Annotated in this window: 10 protein-coding genes and 1 pseudogene; 8 read left to right on the forward strand and 3 right to left on the reverse strand. The window is 64.1% G+C overall.

What is annotated here, in order from left to right; all coding sequences use genetic code 11:
• Positions 1–66 precede the first annotated feature (66 nt).
• From galE to P5705_RS20830, 3 genes are all read right to left on the reverse strand, one after another.
• Positions 67–1,029: a UDP-glucose 4-epimerase GalE gene (gene galE, locus P5705_RS20820; protein ID WP_277462797.1), complete on the reverse strand. Its 963-nt coding sequence runs from the start codon at positions 1,027–1,029 to the stop codon at positions 67–69.
• Positions 1,030–1,146: 117 nt separating this feature from the next.
• The gene (locus tag P5705_RS20825) at positions 1,147–3,747 is read right to left on the reverse strand and encodes a glycosyl hydrolase family 5 (RefSeq protein ID WP_277462798.1); all 2,601 of its coding nucleotides are present in this window, start codon (positions 3,745–3,747) and stop codon (positions 1,147–1,149) included.
• Positions 3,748–3,752: 5 nt separating this feature from the next.
• The gene (locus P5705_RS20830) at positions 3,753–5,279 is read right to left on the reverse strand and encodes an O-antigen ligase family protein (protein WP_277462799.1); all 1,527 of its coding nucleotides are present in this window, start codon (positions 5,277–5,279) and stop codon (positions 3,753–3,755) included.
• Between the two features lie 95 nt (positions 5,280–5,374).
• On the opposite strand from P5705_RS20830, the gene P5705_RS20835 reads away from it, so the two are divergent.
• The 8 genes and pseudogenes from P5705_RS20835 to P5705_RS20870 all read left to right on the forward strand — a co-directional run bounded on the left by P5705_RS20835 (position 5,375) and on the right by P5705_RS20870 (position 14,791).
• Complete coding sequence (locus tag P5705_RS20835) at positions 5,375–6,751, forward strand: oligosaccharide flippase family protein (RefSeq protein WP_277462800.1); 1,377 nt, start codon at positions 5,375–5,377, stop codon at positions 6,749–6,751.
• Positions 6,752–7,055: 304 nt separating this feature from the next.
• Complete coding sequence (locus P5705_RS20840; RefSeq protein WP_277462801.1) at positions 7,056–8,528, forward strand: FAD-dependent oxidoreductase; 1,473 nt, start codon at positions 7,056–7,058, stop codon at positions 8,526–8,528.
• 132 nt (positions 8,529–8,660) lie between these two features.
• Entirely contained in the window at positions 8,661–9,278 is a 618-nt protein-coding gene (locus P5705_RS20845; protein WP_277462802.1) for an acyltransferase, read from the forward strand.
• Positions 9,271–10,227, forward strand: a complete 957-nt coding sequence (locus P5705_RS20850) for a glycosyltransferase family 2 protein (RefSeq protein WP_277462803.1) — start codon at positions 9,271–9,273, stop codon at positions 10,225–10,227. The genes P5705_RS20845 and P5705_RS20850 overlap by 8 nt, the downstream gene beginning before the upstream one ends.
• Before the next feature lie 8 nt (positions 10,228–10,235).
• Positions 10,236–10,760, forward strand: a complete 525-nt coding sequence (locus P5705_RS20855) for a serine O-acetyltransferase (protein ID WP_277462804.1) — start codon at positions 10,236–10,238, stop codon at positions 10,758–10,760.
• Positions 10,761–10,845: 85 nt separating this feature from the next.
• A complete protein-coding gene (locus P5705_RS20860) occupies positions 10,846–11,799 on the forward strand; it encodes a glycosyltransferase (protein ID WP_277462805.1) in 954 nt (317 codons plus the stop codon).
• A gap of 7 nt (positions 11,800–11,806) precedes the next feature.
• Positions 11,807–12,706, forward strand: a pseudogene (locus P5705_RS20865) (DUF535 family protein); the annotation flags it as partial.
• 723 nt (positions 12,707–13,429) lie between these two features.
• The gene (locus tag P5705_RS20870; protein ID WP_277462854.1) at positions 13,430–14,791 is read left to right on the forward strand and encodes a glycosyltransferase family 4 protein; all 1,362 of its coding nucleotides are present in this window, start codon (positions 13,430–13,432) and stop codon (positions 14,789–14,791) included.
• Positions 14,792–14,797 lie beyond the last annotated feature (6 nt).

A 14,797-nucleotide genomic window follows, 5' to 3' on the forward strand; every position in this document is an offset into this window, starting at 1 on the left:
TGGCACTGTGATGCCTCGGCGGGGGCGAGTCCATTCAATTACAAAGGGCGACAGCGCAGATGCATGTCAACGCCAGGGAAATTTGAGTTCCCAGCGCCAGGCATGGGCCACGATCTGCTCCAACGAATCGAACTGCGGCGTCCAGCCGAGCACCTGCCTTGCCTTGCCGGCATCGGCCACCAGCCTGGGCGGGTCGCCAGGGCGGCGGGGCGCATCGCTGATATCGATCAGCCGCCCCGTCACGTGGCGTGCGGCATCAATCACCTGCTGCACCGAGAAACCAAGACCATTGCCGAGGTTGAACGCGGTGCTCGCGCCACCGGCGACCAGGTAGTCCACCGCCAGGGCATGGGCCGAGGCCAGGTCGGCGACATGCACATAGTCGCGAATGCAGGTGCCATCCGGGGTGTCGTAGTCACGGCCGTACACCGTGATTGTCGGGCGCCTGCCGGCAGCAGCCTGCAGGATCAGCGGGATCAGGTGGGTCTCAGGTTCGTGGCACTCGCCCAGATGTCCCTCCGGGTCCGCGCCGGCGGCATTGAAGTAGCGCAGGCACACCGACCTCAAGCCATAGGCGCGGTCGAAATCCGCGAGCAATTGCTCGACCATCCATTTGCTGCGCCCGTAGGGATTGATCGGTGCCTTGGGGTGTTCTTCATCGATGGGCGTTGCCACCGGGTCGCCATACACGGCCGCCGTGGAGGAGAACACCAGTTTGTCGATACCAGCCCGCACCATGGCCTGCAGCAGCGTCAGGGTGGCCGCAACGTTGTTCTGGTAGTACTTGCCGGGGTCGGCGACGGACTCGCCCACCTGGATGTACGAGGCAAAGTGGAACACGGCGTCGAAACGGTACTCGGCCAGCAGCGTGTCCAATGCATGGACATTGGCGATGTCCAGTTGCACCCAGTTGATACCTGGGCGCGTGGGGGCGGTGTCGGCCACCACCACCTGATGATTGGCCCACAGCAGGTGCTTGACCATGTGCGAACCGATATAGCCTGCACCCCCGACAACCAGAAAATTCATGCAAACCTCCTGGATTCCTTTGCCTGTGCAACCTTCCCTGACGCGCGCTGGGAGCGGTGGCTTGTCGGCAGGCCTGATCACAGGCCGCCAGAACAGGTCTTTTGTGACTCTAGATGGCTATTTCAGGAACAGCCAATTGGTCATTCGCTGGCCGTCGAGGCGCAGGTTGTAGCGGCCGTCCTTGTAGGTCACGGGGAGCTCGCTCTGCTTGCCGGAAGCGTCGCGGCTATAGAGCTTCAGGCCCTGGGCGGCCTTGATGGACAGCGTGCCTTCGAGGGGTTCGACATGGAAAGGTGTCTTGTCGTCCGCCCTGGGCTCCGCCCGGCTGCCCAGTGAAACCAGCAGGCTGCGGGACTGGGCGAGCGGCTTGGCGTCCAGGCTTTGCACAACGACACTGGCATAGGGCGTTTTCATCTGTACCTGAATACCCCCCAGGCTGATCGACTGACCGCCGAGCCAACCGGTGGCGGCCTGGGTCAAGGGCGTGTCGATGGTATAGACCCCTTGCTGCCAGTTGCGCTTGAGCTCGCCTGTGTCGGTGGTCGCTTCGCTGGCGTTGGCGTCGATCAGTGACTGGTCGGGGTCATGCAGGACCTTGGCATCGGCGGGTATCGCGCTGGGATGCAGCCACGGCAGCACCGGGGTGGCGGGCATCGCGACCTGCAGCCGGCCCTTGGTCATGGCGGTGCGCAGCAACGCCGAGTTGGCGGGGGTGATCTCCTGGCCGAACAGCATGCTCGAGGGCGGCGCGAAGACATAACGGGTACGTGCTGCTTGCACGTCGCCTCGGCGATAGAGCAAGGCGGCGGCGGGGAGGGTGGCGAGCATCGCCGGGTCGTTGTAGGCATGCCAGTTGTCGGCCGTGCGCCAGCCTTCGGTCAGGGCTTGCTGGCTGTAGGCGTACTGCATCAGTGCATCCCAGCCCTGGTGCCTCGCGGTCGCCGCCACATACAGCGGCAGCGAGTGGCGGTCGGGGGTGGGGAAGGGCTCGGCGTTCCATTCGGTGACGGTCAGCGGCATGCCGACCACCTGGGCGGCGGCGATCCAGTTGATCATGCCGTCGCTGGTCAACGGGTTCCTGTCCAGCTGGCCGGCACCGCCATAGCTGTGCGCATCGATCACGTCGCCGGCGGTCAGCGCCGGCAGGGCGCTCAGGCCGTTGCCGCCCCAGGTGCTGGTGGTGACGATCGGCACCTTCACCCCCAGGCCGCGCAGGTGCTTGATCATGTCGACGTTGAAACGGTGCTCCAGGTCGTTGAGGAACAGTTTCGAGGGGCCGTGCTCCCAGGCGTGCCAGATGGTTTCCGTGGGCAGTTGGTTGCGCAGGGCGAATACCTTGGCTTCTTCCATGTAGCGCTTGCTGTGCTTGGGGACGTTCTTGTCCTCGAGCAAGGCATTGCCAAAGTGCTGGGTGATGTCGTTCTCGTTGGTGATCAGCACCGCGGCGATCGCCGGATCATCCTTGTAGGCAAGGCCGGTGTAGGTGTTCACATGGGTCAGGTATTGCTCGGCGAAGCGCTTCATCGCCTGCTGGATGCTCGGGTTCACATAGGCGTAGCCCTTCAGGTCGATCGCCCGGTCGCCCCTGGCCACTTCGTCGAAGCCATCGATCCGGTCGGCGGCGGCCAGGGGGCGCTGCACGTGGAGGTCAAGCCAGACATAGACCCCTTCTTCTTTCAGGCACTTGATCCACCAGTCGATCTTGCGCAGCGATTCGGCGCTCAATTGCTGGGTGTCGCGCAGGGTGTTGACGTCACCGAAGATGTTCGGGCTCACCCAGGGCGAGTCGTGGTGGTGGATGCGCACGAGGTTGAAGCCCAAGGCCGAGAGGCGCCTGGCCTGTTGCCTGATCTCGTCGTCGGGGGTCTTGAAGATCGCGTAGGCCGACAGGTTGGTGCCCCAGAAGCGGACCTGGGTGTTGTCCGCGAACACCAGTTGCTCGCCTGCCGCCTTGACGAAGCCGCGCTTGCCGGCCGGCTTTTCCGCCTCGTTGAGGAACGACAGGTCGACCGGCGAGGTGCGCCAGTCGAGCTGGTCGTCCGGCCAGCGCCTGGGGTCGGCCAGGCCGAAGCGCTCGGTCGGCGTTGGCCCGAGGGTGATGTCGCCGCTGACTTCGAGGGTGGCCTTGATCTGCTGTCTGCCGGGCAGGATCGGGTCCTGGTAGAAAAAGGCCCGCACTTCGTTGGTGTTGCCGCGTTCGAAATACACCCTGGCCAGCGCTGGTTCGAAGCGCATTTCGATACGCCGCGCCCGGCCATTGCCGCCCCAGGCCCAGCCACGGTTGTCGGGCAGCAGCACCGGGGCGCCCATTTCCCCGTCGATCAGCGCCTGGTCGAACTGGAAGGTGATACCGCCGCCCATCACGTTCGCCTGCCGGCTGTGGGCGTTGAGGTTGAAATTCCAGGTCAGGGTATTTGCAGAGGTCTTGCGGATGTCGGCTGAAAGATCGAAATCAAGGTCTTTATTCTTGCCTTGGAGCAGGTAGTCATAAGGTCCGTTGACCTTGAACGACGTGTAGAAGCCCGTCCAACTCCATTCCTTGGCCCAGAAGTCGAACTTGGATGCCATGGTCGGGCCGCCACCCCGTGTGAGGGCCGGCAGGCCATTGCGCTCGTCGACGCTGACGTTCCAGGCCGCCGCCCAGCCTGCCAATGGCAGCAACACCAGGCCAGCGCATGCCGATATCCCTATGAAGCGGCGCAGAAAACCTCGTGTCATGGTGTTTACCTGGGTTGAAGGCCTGCATTGGAGATCAAGGTGTCCTGAGCGTAGCGCTGTTGGCGGACCATCTGGATATAGGCCACGCCCAGTCCGCCCACCGACCAGTACACCGTGGGGATGACGGTGATGCTGCTGACGGTGAAGATGATCACCATGATGCCGATCAGCGTTGCCAGCAACGCCCGCCCGAGTTGTCGTTGCGGGTCATCCTTGTCCGGGAAGGCGTGCATGGATTTACGGATGCCGACCAGAATGACCACGAAGAACGCCACGAACAGCGCCAGGCCCACCAGGCCGACCCTGAGGGCCAGGTTCACGTAGGTGTTGACGATGTCGATGATGCCGTCGCCCTGAACCATCGATTGCATTTCGGGGGTGTTACGGAAGTCGAACGAGCCGAACAGCGGGTTGCGCTGGATGACGATCCACGAGTTGTCCAGCAGGCGTTCGCGGTAGGTGATGTTTTCTTTTTCGATATTGCCGATGAACGGTAGCAGGTCGAGCACTTTCTGCCCGCCTGGCACCACCGTGAGCAGGGGCAGGGCCAGAACGCCGGCCATGCCCAGCAGCATCAGGCGTTTGATGGCGTTGCGGCCGGTGGCGATGAAGGCCACCAGGATGATCCCCGCGCCGATCCACGGCCCCCGCGACAGCGGCGCCACCAGGCCGGCCGCCAGCAGCAGGGCACCCAGGGCACGCTGCAGCCCGCTGCGCACGAAGCCCTGCACGAACAGGTACAGGCCGGCGGCCACGCTGATGACGTAGCCCAGGGCGATGGCCTGGCCGGTGGTGGCGCTGGCCCGCAGCGAGCCGCCACGGCTGAGGTAGCTGGACATCTCCCAACGCACGCCCATGGCGTCGAGCAAGGCGTCGTAGAGCAGCCAGTGGCGCAGGAACTCGGCCACCCCGATCAGCGCCAGGACGAACGAGGCGAGCACGAAGGCCAGCAGGGCGTCCTTGAAGTCTTGAAGGGTCTTGAGCGCGCGGCTGGCCACGTAGTACGGCAGGATCACGTCGACATACAGGTAGAACGCCTGGCGCAGGGTGTCGGTGAGGGTGGTGTCGCGCAGGTACAGCAAGGCCAGGAGCACGACGCCCGCCACCAACAGCTTGTCTGGCCACAGCCGCCCCAGGCGCACGGTGTCGCCCTGGCGGCTGAGGTTCAGCGCTGCCGGCAGCAGGATAAACAGGCTCAGCAGGCGCAGGTGGTTGAGGTCGAGCAGGTAGTTGATGACGCCGAAGCCGGGGATCTGCACCGAGGCGGGCGGGATAAGAAACAACAGCATGAAGAACAGCGCCATGGTGTTGCGTTCGCGCCTTCCGGCCAGGTACATGACCAGCGCCGCGGCGACAGCGTATACCCAGAAGCTGAACGAGAAGAACGCCACCAGCGTCAGGGCGAACCATAGGTTGCGCCGCCGCTTGAAGTCGCTGTAGGGGATCAGGTCTGCCGCCGGGCGGCGGGCAAGCGTGAAAACGACGCCGGCGGCAAACAGAATGACGATCAACGCACGAATATGTTCAGGCATTGGCGGTGTTCACCTATCCGGTGGTGGACGACGGCTAGCATCATGGCTGATTGAAACTATAGTGACTTCTAGCCATCCAGTCAGGGATCGAACTCATGCCGTCAGTTGAAGCGTCTGCATCGGGGAGCCTTCGTAGGCGGGCGATAGGGGCCGGGGCCTGGAACGTGTTCTCCCTGGTCGCCTCACAGGTGATGCGCCTGGGTGGCAACTTGATCATGGCCCGGCTGCTGTTGCCGGAAATGTTCGGGATCATGGTCATCGCCACCACCGTCTCGGTGTTGCTGCACCTGCTTTCGGACGTGGGCTTGCGCCAGAACATCATCCAGAGCCCGCGTGGCGACGACCCGCTGTTCCTCAACACGGCCTGGACCGTGCAGATCATCCGCGGCTTCATCCTGTTCACCCTGACTTTGCTGCTGGCGCTGGGCGCCTGGCTGTCCCAGCAGGCCAACCTGTGGCCGGCGGGTTCCACCTACGCGGCGCCGGAGCTGCCCATGATCCTGGCGGTCACCGGCCTGTCGGCGATCATCTACGGGCTGCAGGCGACCAATATCGACGTTGCCTTGCGCACGTTCCAGCAGAAGCGCGTGGTGCTGGTGGAGCTGGGCTCGCAGCTCGTCGGCTTGATCACCATGCTGGTCCTGGGCTACTTCACCCGTTCCATCTGGTCGCTGGTGATCGCCGGCCTGGCCGGCGCCCTGGCGGGTACCTTGCTCGGGCACCTGGCGATCAAAGGGCCGGTCCACCGCCTGAAGTGGGACCGCGAGGCGCTGGCCGAGCTGGTGGTGTTCGGCCGCTGGATCCTGGTGTCGTCGATTGTCGGTGTGTTGGCGATGTACGGCGACCGCATGTGGTTCGGCGCCAGCATGACCACCGCGGAACTGGGCGTGTACTCCATCGCCGTGCTGATTCTCGGCTCGCTGCAGACCGGCTTGCTGAAAGTGGTCGGCACGGTGGCGCTGCCGGCCTTCAGCGAGGCTACCCGGTCGGGTGACAGCGAGCGCCTGAAAGCCTTGTACCACCGCTCGCGCCTGCTGGTGGACCTGGTCATGCTGTTCACCTGCGGCGTGTTCCTGACCGCGAGCCCCATGCTGATCGGTTGGTTGTACGACGAGCGCTACGCCGCTGCCGGGCCGATGCTGGCTATCCTGTCGTGGTCGTTCTTCACCCTGCGCTACACCCTGGCACACCAGGTCTGGATCGCCCTGGGGCATACCAAGTACCAGGCCATGGACAACATCATCCGGATGGTCGCGCTGTGGGTGGGGTTACCGCTGCTGCTGGCCATTGGTGGCGTGAAGTATGCAATCTGGGGGGTGGCCTTGCATTCCTTCCCGACCCTGGTGCTCATCGTCTACGTCAATTGCAAGCTGGGCATGTTCAATCTCAAGCGCGAACTCGTGGTGCTGCCGATGATTGCGGTAGGCGCGGCCTGCGGCGCGTTGGCGACGAGCTTCTTCAACTGGCTCTGAGACCATTTCGAGTGTTTCGGCGCAGGGGCGCCGGGGGCAGTGCCGCGCAGGCAGGGATCGAGGCGCGATTCGGGCACTGGGATTCACGCAGTCTATGGCATGGGGCTTGGATCATGGGGAAGCTTCAGTTCTGTACTCCGTCTTCTGGTCGTAGGGGTTTTATTCGTAGTTGTGTGTTGCTGGGCGCGGGGGTGGCGGTATTGGGTACCGGGACGGTCGTTGGGCGCAAACCGGCTGAAAAAGGCGGCTTCGTCATCATCAACGGCTGGGTGTTGCCTTCTCAGTATTTTCGGGACGGGCAGGCATGATCAGGGATTATCAGACCGAGAAGGCGCTGCGCGGCGCCTATGATTTCTGCATCGTCGGCGGCGGACCGGCCGGTATCACGCTGGCCTTGCGCCTGGCCAAGGCCGGGTGGAGCGTGGTGTTGCTGGAGGCTGGCGGGCAAACCTACGCGGACAGTTCGCAGACGTTCTACGACTGTTCATCGACGGGCCTTGAGCTCTACCCCCATGACACGCGCCTGCGCTTTCTCGGGGGCACTTCCAACCATTGGGCGGGCCGCTGCCGTCCGTTCGATGCGACTGACTTCAGCACCCCACCCCAGGGAGGGCTGCCCGGCTGGCCCATCGCCTATGCCGAGGTCGAGCGTTACCTGCCCGCCGCCATGGACATCGTCGACATCGGCCAAGGGGCGGATTTCCGGGCCGTGAATGCCGATCTCGGTGGCGGTGAGTTCGACGCCGACCGTTTCCTGCTCAGCCCACCCACACGGTTTGCCCAGAAGTACGACACCGAGCTCAAGGAGACTGCCGGGCTGGATGTCTTCATCAACTGCAACTGCGTCGACCTGCAGTTCGACAAGGCCTCCGGCGGCCTCGCTGCAGTGGTCGTGTCGGATTACGACCGCCACCGCGAACGGGTGTCGGCCAAGCACTACGTGCTGGCGATGGGCGCCATCGAGAACGCCCGGCAACTGCTCAACAGCGGTTCGCTGTCGGCGGCAGGCATCGTCAACAAGGACGGAATGGTCGGGCGCTGCCTGATGGACCACCTGAACATCGAGATCGGCACCTTCATCCTCAAGGAAGGGCAGGATACCGGCCTGCGTTCGTACTACACCACCGATGTCTTCGCCGACAAATACCGCTCGGGCAAGGGCAATGTGACCGCCGCGGTGATGGCCGAGGTCAGGACCTACGGCAGGACCGCCGAGGTCAAGGACTTCCTGGAAAACCTGGCCTGTGAATGGGGCGTTGCCGGCAAGATCGACTTCATCGCCAAGTTCAGCTGCCCGGGCGATGGCATCTTCGGCACCATGATCGAGCAGTTCCCCAACCCGCAGAGCCGTATCACCCTGCGCGACGAGAAAGACGCCTTGGGCGTGGCCAAGGTCAATGTCAACTGGGCGCTGGCCCCCGAGGACCGGCACACCATCAAGTGCATCGGCACCGAACTGGCCAAGCAGTTCGCCGACACCGGCCTGGGCTTCGTCAAGCTCAACGAGTTCATCTACGACACCAGCCTCCCGCTCAAGCTCGAGCCCCATGCCCACCACATGGGCACCACGCGCATGGCCGCCAGTGCCGAGCATGGCGTGGTCGACAGCAACTGCAAGGTGTTTGGCGTCAACAACCTGTACGTCGCCGGCAGCAGCATCTTCGCCCGCGGCGCCGCGGCCAACCCGACCATGCCCCTGCTGCAGTTCGCCGTGCGCCTGGCGGATCACCTGAATGAACGGATGAAGTCGATGAACGGCGTGGTCGTCGCCAAGTGAGGGCAAGGGCGGGGCGGTAAGCGTAACACCGTGGTTGAAACGGTTCGTGGGCGGCAAGGTCGATATCGGTAGTAACAGGCCCCATTCGCCTCAGGAACACTCCAGGATCGAAAGACTCGCGAGGTGTGCACTATGTTCGGATGGATACGCAGGGCAGTGGCCTACTACGCCAACAAGACCGGCCGGGCGGGCGGGACCTACAAGAAACTGTGCAACCCGAATGCCCAGGACTGGGGGGCGTACCAGACCCGCTGGGGCAAGTTCTATTCAGTGGGGCACAACGTCCATATCAACCCCGGTTGCAACGTCACCGACCCGACCCTGGTGCGCCTGGGCAGCAATGTCGGCTTGTCGGATTGCACGCTGATCGGCCACGACAGCGTCGTCGCGCTGATCGAGTACGCCCGCGGCAAGCACCTGGACTCGGTGGGCTATATCGACATCAAGGACAACTGCTACATCGGCCATGGCGCGATCATCATGCCCCGGGTCACCATCGGCCCCGACGCCATCGTGGCCGCCGGGTCCGTGGTCACCAAGGATGTGCCGCCCAATAGCGTGGTCGGTGGCAACCCGGCGAAGTTCATCTGCACCATGGACCAGTTGATCGAGCGGGTGGAGGCACGCTGCGCCGCCTACCCCTGGATCCACCTGGTCAGCGAACGCACGGGCGGCTACGACCCGGAGCTGGAGCCTCTGCTGGCGGCGGCCAGGCGCGAGTACTTCTTCGGGGAGGGCAGCAATGGATAGCAAGCCGGTCGATGTGATGGTGGTCAATTTCAACACAGCATCGCTGTTACAGCCGATGTTCGATGCGTTGCGCCAGGCCGGTGGCGAGACGCTGGCCAAGTACCTGGTGGTGGACAACGCCTCGGCTGACGACTCGGTGGAACGCATGAAGCGGGTCTGCCCCGAGGCGGTGCTGCTGAGCAACACGCAGAACGTCGGTTTCGGCCGGGCCAACAATCAATTGCTTGATCACCTGCAAGGTCGTTATGCGTTGTTGCTCAATACCGATGCTTTCGTGGCCGCCGACTCACTCGCCAAAACCCTCGAGTACATGGATGAGCATCCGGACTGCGGCGTGCTGGGTGTGCGCCTGGTCGGGCGCGAGGGCGACTTGCAACCGTGCTGCCGCTACTTTCCGACGCCATTGAACGTGTTCGTCGCGCGCACCGGGCTCGGGCGTTTTTTCCCCGGCCTGAAGATGGTCGACGAGATGGCCTGGGACCACGACGCGGTGCGCGAGTGCGACTGGTTGCCCGGCTGCTTCTACCTTGTCCGGCGGGAGGTGCTTGACCAGGTGGGGCTGTTCGACCCGCGCTACTTCCTCTACTACGAGGAGGTCGACCACTGCAAACGCGTCAAGGAAGCGGGCTGGAAGGTGGTGTTCTACCCCTACACCACGGTCGTGCACATCGGCGGTGAAAGCTCCAAGTCGGTGGCCGAGCTGGAGGCGGCCAGCCGGCAGATCAGCGCCTACCAGATCGAAAGCGAGTTGCTGTATTTCCGCAAGCACCATGGTGTGTCGGGGCTGGTCCTGCACATGGCGCTGGTGTGCCTGGGCGACCTGGTGCTGGCCCTCAAGGCCTTGCTCAAAGGGCGCGGCTGGGCCGCGATGCAGGCCTGCTGGCGGCACAACCAGGCCACCTGGTCGTTGTTGCGCAAGACCCGTTACGCCACTCAACCCACCCGCTAGGTGAAGCCATGTTCGAGAACATTCGCGCGGACTTGCGAGCATACGGAGGCGACTGGGGCGCCCAAGGGTTCTGGGTGATGCTGGTGTACCGCTTCGGGCGCTGGCGCTACGGCGTGCGCCCGGCGTTGCTGCGCAAGCTGCTGTCGTTCGTCTACAAGGTGTTGTTCAAACTGGTGCAGATCCTCACCGGCATCGAGCTGCCGTGCGAAGTGGAGGTCGGCCGCAATTTCGTCATCGATCATTTCGGCGGCATCGTCATCAGCGGCTACGCCCGCTTCGGCGACGATTGCCGGATTCGCAACGGTGTGGTGGTGGGCCTGAAGAATGTCGAGCGCCCCATCGCGCCGGTGTTCGGCAACAACGTCGACATCGGCACCGGGGCCAAGGTGCTGGGTGAAATCCACATCGGCAACAACGTGGTGATCGGCGCCAACGCCGTGGTGCTGACCGATGTACCGGACAACTCGATCGCCGTCGGCGTGCCGGCGACCATCAAGACCCGGGCGCGCCACGAAGCCGTGCAATGCCCGTGAATGTGCCGATGGGGCGTGGTGATAAAGGGAATTTTCCATTCAAGGCAATTGAGTGAGGCCCAGGGTGACAGGCATAGGAGTAGTGGTGATCGGCCGCAATGAAGGCCTTCGTCTTGAACGCTGCCTGGCGTCGTTGCGGGAGGCGGCGGAGCAGATCGTCTATGTCGACTCCGGCTCCACGGATGGCTCGGTGGTGATGGCGCGCCGGCAAGGGGTCGAAGTGCTGGCGCTGGACATGACCATCCCCTTTACCGCGGCGCGTGCGCGCAACGAAGGCTTCACCCTGTTGCAACGCCTGTTGCCGGGCATGCGCCATGTGCAGTTTGTCGATGGCGACTGCGAAGTGGTGGCCGGCTGGCTGCCTGAGGCGCAACGCTTTCTCGATGCGCACCCCCAGGTTGCGGTGGTGTGTGGCCGGCGTCGCGAGCGCTACCCGCAGCATTCGGTCTACAACCTGTTGTGCGACCTGGAGTGGGACACGCCGCTGGGGGAGACCAAGGCTTGCGGTGGCGATGCGCTGATGCGGGTGGACGCCTTCAGTGCGGTCCACGGCTATCGCCCGGACCTGATCGCCGGTGAAGAGCCCGAATTGTGCATTCGTCTGCGTGCCAGTGGCTGGAAGATCTGGCGGCTCGACCAGGAAATGACCCTGCATGATGCTGCGATGACCCGCTTTGGCCAGTGGTGGCGGCGCAGCCTGCGTGCCGGGTATGCGTTCGCCGAGGGGGCCTCACTGCACGGTGGACCACCGGAGCGGCACTGGCGGCGCGAAGCGCGGCGTGCCTGGCTCTGGGGCTTGGGGCTGCCAGTGGCGATCACGATGGCGAGCCTGGCGCTGGGGGGCTGGGCCCTGCTGCTGTTGCTGGTTTACCCGTTGCAAGCCGCGCGCCTGGCGCGCCGTGGTGGCAGGTCCGCTCGCGAGAACTGGCTGCAGGCCGTGTTCCTGGTGCTGGGGAAGTTTCCGGAGATGCTCGGGCAGGTCAAGTTCATGATGAACAGGTTCACTACCGGCAAGCCGGTATTGATCGAGTACAAGTGAGAGGCCTATGTACTTCAGAGCGATCGTGAAGAGTGTGCTCACCGTGCAACCCGGGTTTGCGCTGCGGGCGCTGAAGAACAAACTCAAGTTGCTGGTGCTGATGGTCAGGGAGTGGCCGGCCCTGCGCGCGTTCCTGCAGCGCATGTCCGGCGCCCTGGGGGCCGAGCGTTTCGCCAGGCTCGGCCTGGACTGCGTCGGGGTCGTGCAGTGGCCCTACATCAGCAAGGACTGGGACGCCCAGGAGCGCTTCGACGCCCTGGCCTCGCACTATGAAGTGGTCACCCGGCACTTCCCCGCGCTGGTGCTGCTGGGGCGCGATGAGCGGCTGGTGTTGTGCGACCTTTCCCGCTATTCCCCGGCCTGCTCGCTGCTGCTGGACCGGGCGATCTGGTTCAAGCGTGAAGGGGAGCTGGTGCTGAACCTGTTCCAGGGCGACCTGCGCGTGGCCTCGCTGGCGTTCACCCTGCGTCGCGCGGACAACGTGTTGAACCTGTTCATCGGCGCGGTCCAGGGCATCCACAAAGGCATCGACAGCGAAACCTCGCTGAACATCTACCGCGACCTGACCAAGGACTTCGAGGGGCTGCGGCCGCGAAGCCTGCTGATCGAGGTCGTCAAGTGCATCGCCAGGACCCTCGGGGCCGTGCGCATCTATGCCGTTGGCGACGCCCACCGGCATCACCGTCACGCTTATTTCGGTGCCGAGAAAGCCCAGGACCTGGCAGCCAACTACGACGTGATCTGGGAGGAGCATGGCGCGACGCCCTCTACGCGCGAGGACTTCTTCAACATTCCGCTGGCGGCCGCGCAACGTTCGCCTGATGACATCCCACCGAAGAAACGGGCGATGTATCGCCGGCGCCAGGCCCTGCTGGACGATATCTTTACCCATGTCGAGGCCGTGCTGTCGGGAAACCGGATGGACCCCCACCGGCAACGCCTGGGGCAGGTTCTGGCTGAACAGGATGAGGGGCCTGCGCCGCAACCGGGGTTGTTCAAGGGGAAGCTGGCGACGCTCGTTCGGCAGTTTCAGACCGAACCACGGCCTGACCAGCGATTCATCGCCTACCTGCGCAAGGCAGGGCTGTATTCAACGTTGAGAAAAGCCTGGCGTGAGCTGCTCAAGCAAGGGCCGGGGGTGTTGTGGAAACCACCGGACATCAAGCGCAAGAGCCTGGCACTGGACACGCCGCGGGTGGCGGCGCGTGAACTGTTTCCCCGGGAGATACTGCTGCTGGTTGAAGTCGAACCGGTGGCGCTCGCAAAGTCACGGCCTGGGCAGATCCGGCAACTGCTCGAAGGGCTTGGCTACCGGTGCCGGGTGCTTGACTGGCGCAACCACGTACATTGCCTGAATGCCCTGCAGACCAGTGGCGCGGTGATTCTTCATCGTGTGCCCGCCAGCCCGCAGGTGCTGCTGCTGCTCGATGAAGCCCGGCGGCTCGAGGTGATGTCCTGCTGGGACAGTGATGAACTGACCTTCGAACCCCAGGCCTATCGACGGGCGCACGACATGGCCGGCCTGAGCGCGGAGGCTGTCGATCGGCTCATGTCGGCCGTGGCGCTGCACCGGCAGGCGCTGTTGTCCTGCGACCAGGCGCTCGCCTCGACAGCGGAGCTTGCGTTGGCCATGAAAGAGGCGGGGGCTCGCCAGGTCACGCTGGTCGAGGCGGGTGCCAGCGACCGGGAAAAGGAGCAGGTCAGGCGCCTGTTCCCGATACCCGCGGCCGCGCCCGGCAGGCGCGTGCTGTCCGCCAATATCTTCTTCGCCCCCCGCAGCTTTGGTGGCGCCACCGTCGTCGCGGAGCAGATGGTGCGGCTGATGGGTGAGATGTCCGCCTGGCAGTCGTTCATCTTCACCTCGCTGCCGGTGTCCGAGGTCGCGCCCTACGGGCTTCTCAGGTACGAGGCACACGGGGCACCGGTCATCGGTGTGGGGCTGCCCGAGACGCGCTCGGCCCACGAGGACTTCGAGAACCCCGCGACCGTCGCGGTGTTCGAGCAGGTGCTTGCCTGCGTGGTGCCGGATATCGTCCACCTGCACTCCATCCAGGGGCTGGGGGCGCTGCTGGCCAACAGCTGCCGCAAGGCCGGCGTGCCGTTCGTGGTGACCCTGCATGACGCCTGGTGGATCTGCGGTCGCCAGTTCATGATCGACGGACACGGGCAGTACTGCGGGCAGACCACCATCCAGGGCGAGGTGTGTGCCCGCTGCGTCGACGACCCGCCCCTGAACGCCTACCGCCAGCGTTTCCTCGCCGATACGCTGAAAACGGCCAGCCTGCTGTTGGCGCCGAGCACGTTCGCCAGAAACTTGTACATTGCCAATGGTTTCGATGCCGGCAAGATCCGCATCAACCGCAATGGCATCCTCGCGCCAGCGGCCGACTACCTGAAACACCCGGGGCAGAGGCTGCGCTTCGGTTTTGTCGGCGGCAACTCCTCGATCAAGGGGATCAACCTGATCACCCGCGCATTTGCCTCACTGGAACGCTCCGACTATGAATTGAAGGTGGTCGACAACCTGCTGCACCTGGGGTTTCGCTCGTTCAACCGGCACAGCGTGAAGATTCCGGGCACCGTCAGCATCATCCCCGGTTACACCCAGGCGGATATCGATGCGTTCTTTTCCGGCATCGATGTGCTGCTGTTCCCGACCCAGTGGAAAGAAACCTTCGGCCTGGCGGTACGCGAGGCGCTGGTGCGGGATGTCTGGGTGGTCAGCACCGACGCCGGGGGCACGGTGGAGGATATCGTCGACGGCGTGAACGGCACCATCATTCCCTTGAGTTCGGATGAGCGCTACCTGCGCGAGGTGCTCGACGACATCCTCGACCACCCGCAGCGCTATGTGCAGCATCGCAACCGCTTCAAGGACGGCATCACCTTGTGCAGCGACCAGGCCCTGGAACTCCAGGGGATCTACCAGGATGTCGTCCATGTGAGTGAACCGGCCGGCCAGCCATCGTCGGCCATCGACAGCCTGAAGTAGAAAAGG

It is taken from the genome of Pseudomonas entomophila (assembly GCF_029478665.1).
GTDB lineage: Bacteria > Pseudomonadota > Gammaproteobacteria > Pseudomonadales > Pseudomonadaceae > Aquipseudomonas > Aquipseudomonas entomophila_F.

What these genes read in the sequence shown, in the direction of transcription:
- P5705_RS20840 (WP_277462801.1), top strand. Translation starts at nt 7,056, where the DNA reads ATGATCAGGGATTATCAGACCGAGAAGGCGCTGCGCGGCGCCTATGAT.
- P5705_RS20830 (WP_277462799.1), bottom strand. Translation starts at nt 5,279, where the DNA reads ATGCCTGAACATATTCGTGCGTTGATCGTCATTCTGTTTGCCGCCGGC.
- P5705_RS20855 (WP_277462804.1), top strand. Translation starts at nt 10,236, where the DNA reads ATGTTCGAGAACATTCGCGCGGACTTGCGAGCATACGGAGGCGACTGG.
- P5705_RS20850 (WP_277462803.1), top strand. Translation starts at nt 9,271, where the DNA reads ATGGATAGCAAGCCGGTCGATGTGATGGTGGTCAATTTCAACACAGCA.
- galE (WP_277462797.1), bottom strand. Translation starts at nt 1,029, where the DNA reads ATGAATTTTCTGGTTGTCGGGGGTGCAGGCTATATCGGTTCGCACATG.
- P5705_RS20835 (WP_277462800.1), top strand. Translation starts at nt 5,375, where the DNA reads ATGCCGTCAGTTGAAGCGTCTGCATCGGGGAGCCTTCGTAGGCGGGCG.
- P5705_RS20870 (WP_277462854.1), top strand. Translation starts at nt 13,430, where the DNA reads ATGAAAGAGGCGGGGGCTCGCCAGGTCACGCTGGTCGAGGCGGGTGCC.
- P5705_RS20825 (WP_277462798.1), bottom strand. Translation starts at nt 3,747, where the DNA reads ATGACACGAGGTTTTCTGCGCCGCTTCATAGGGATATCGGCATGCGCT.
- P5705_RS20845 (WP_277462802.1), top strand. Translation starts at nt 8,661, where the DNA reads ATGTTCGGATGGATACGCAGGGCAGTGGCCTACTACGCCAACAAGACC.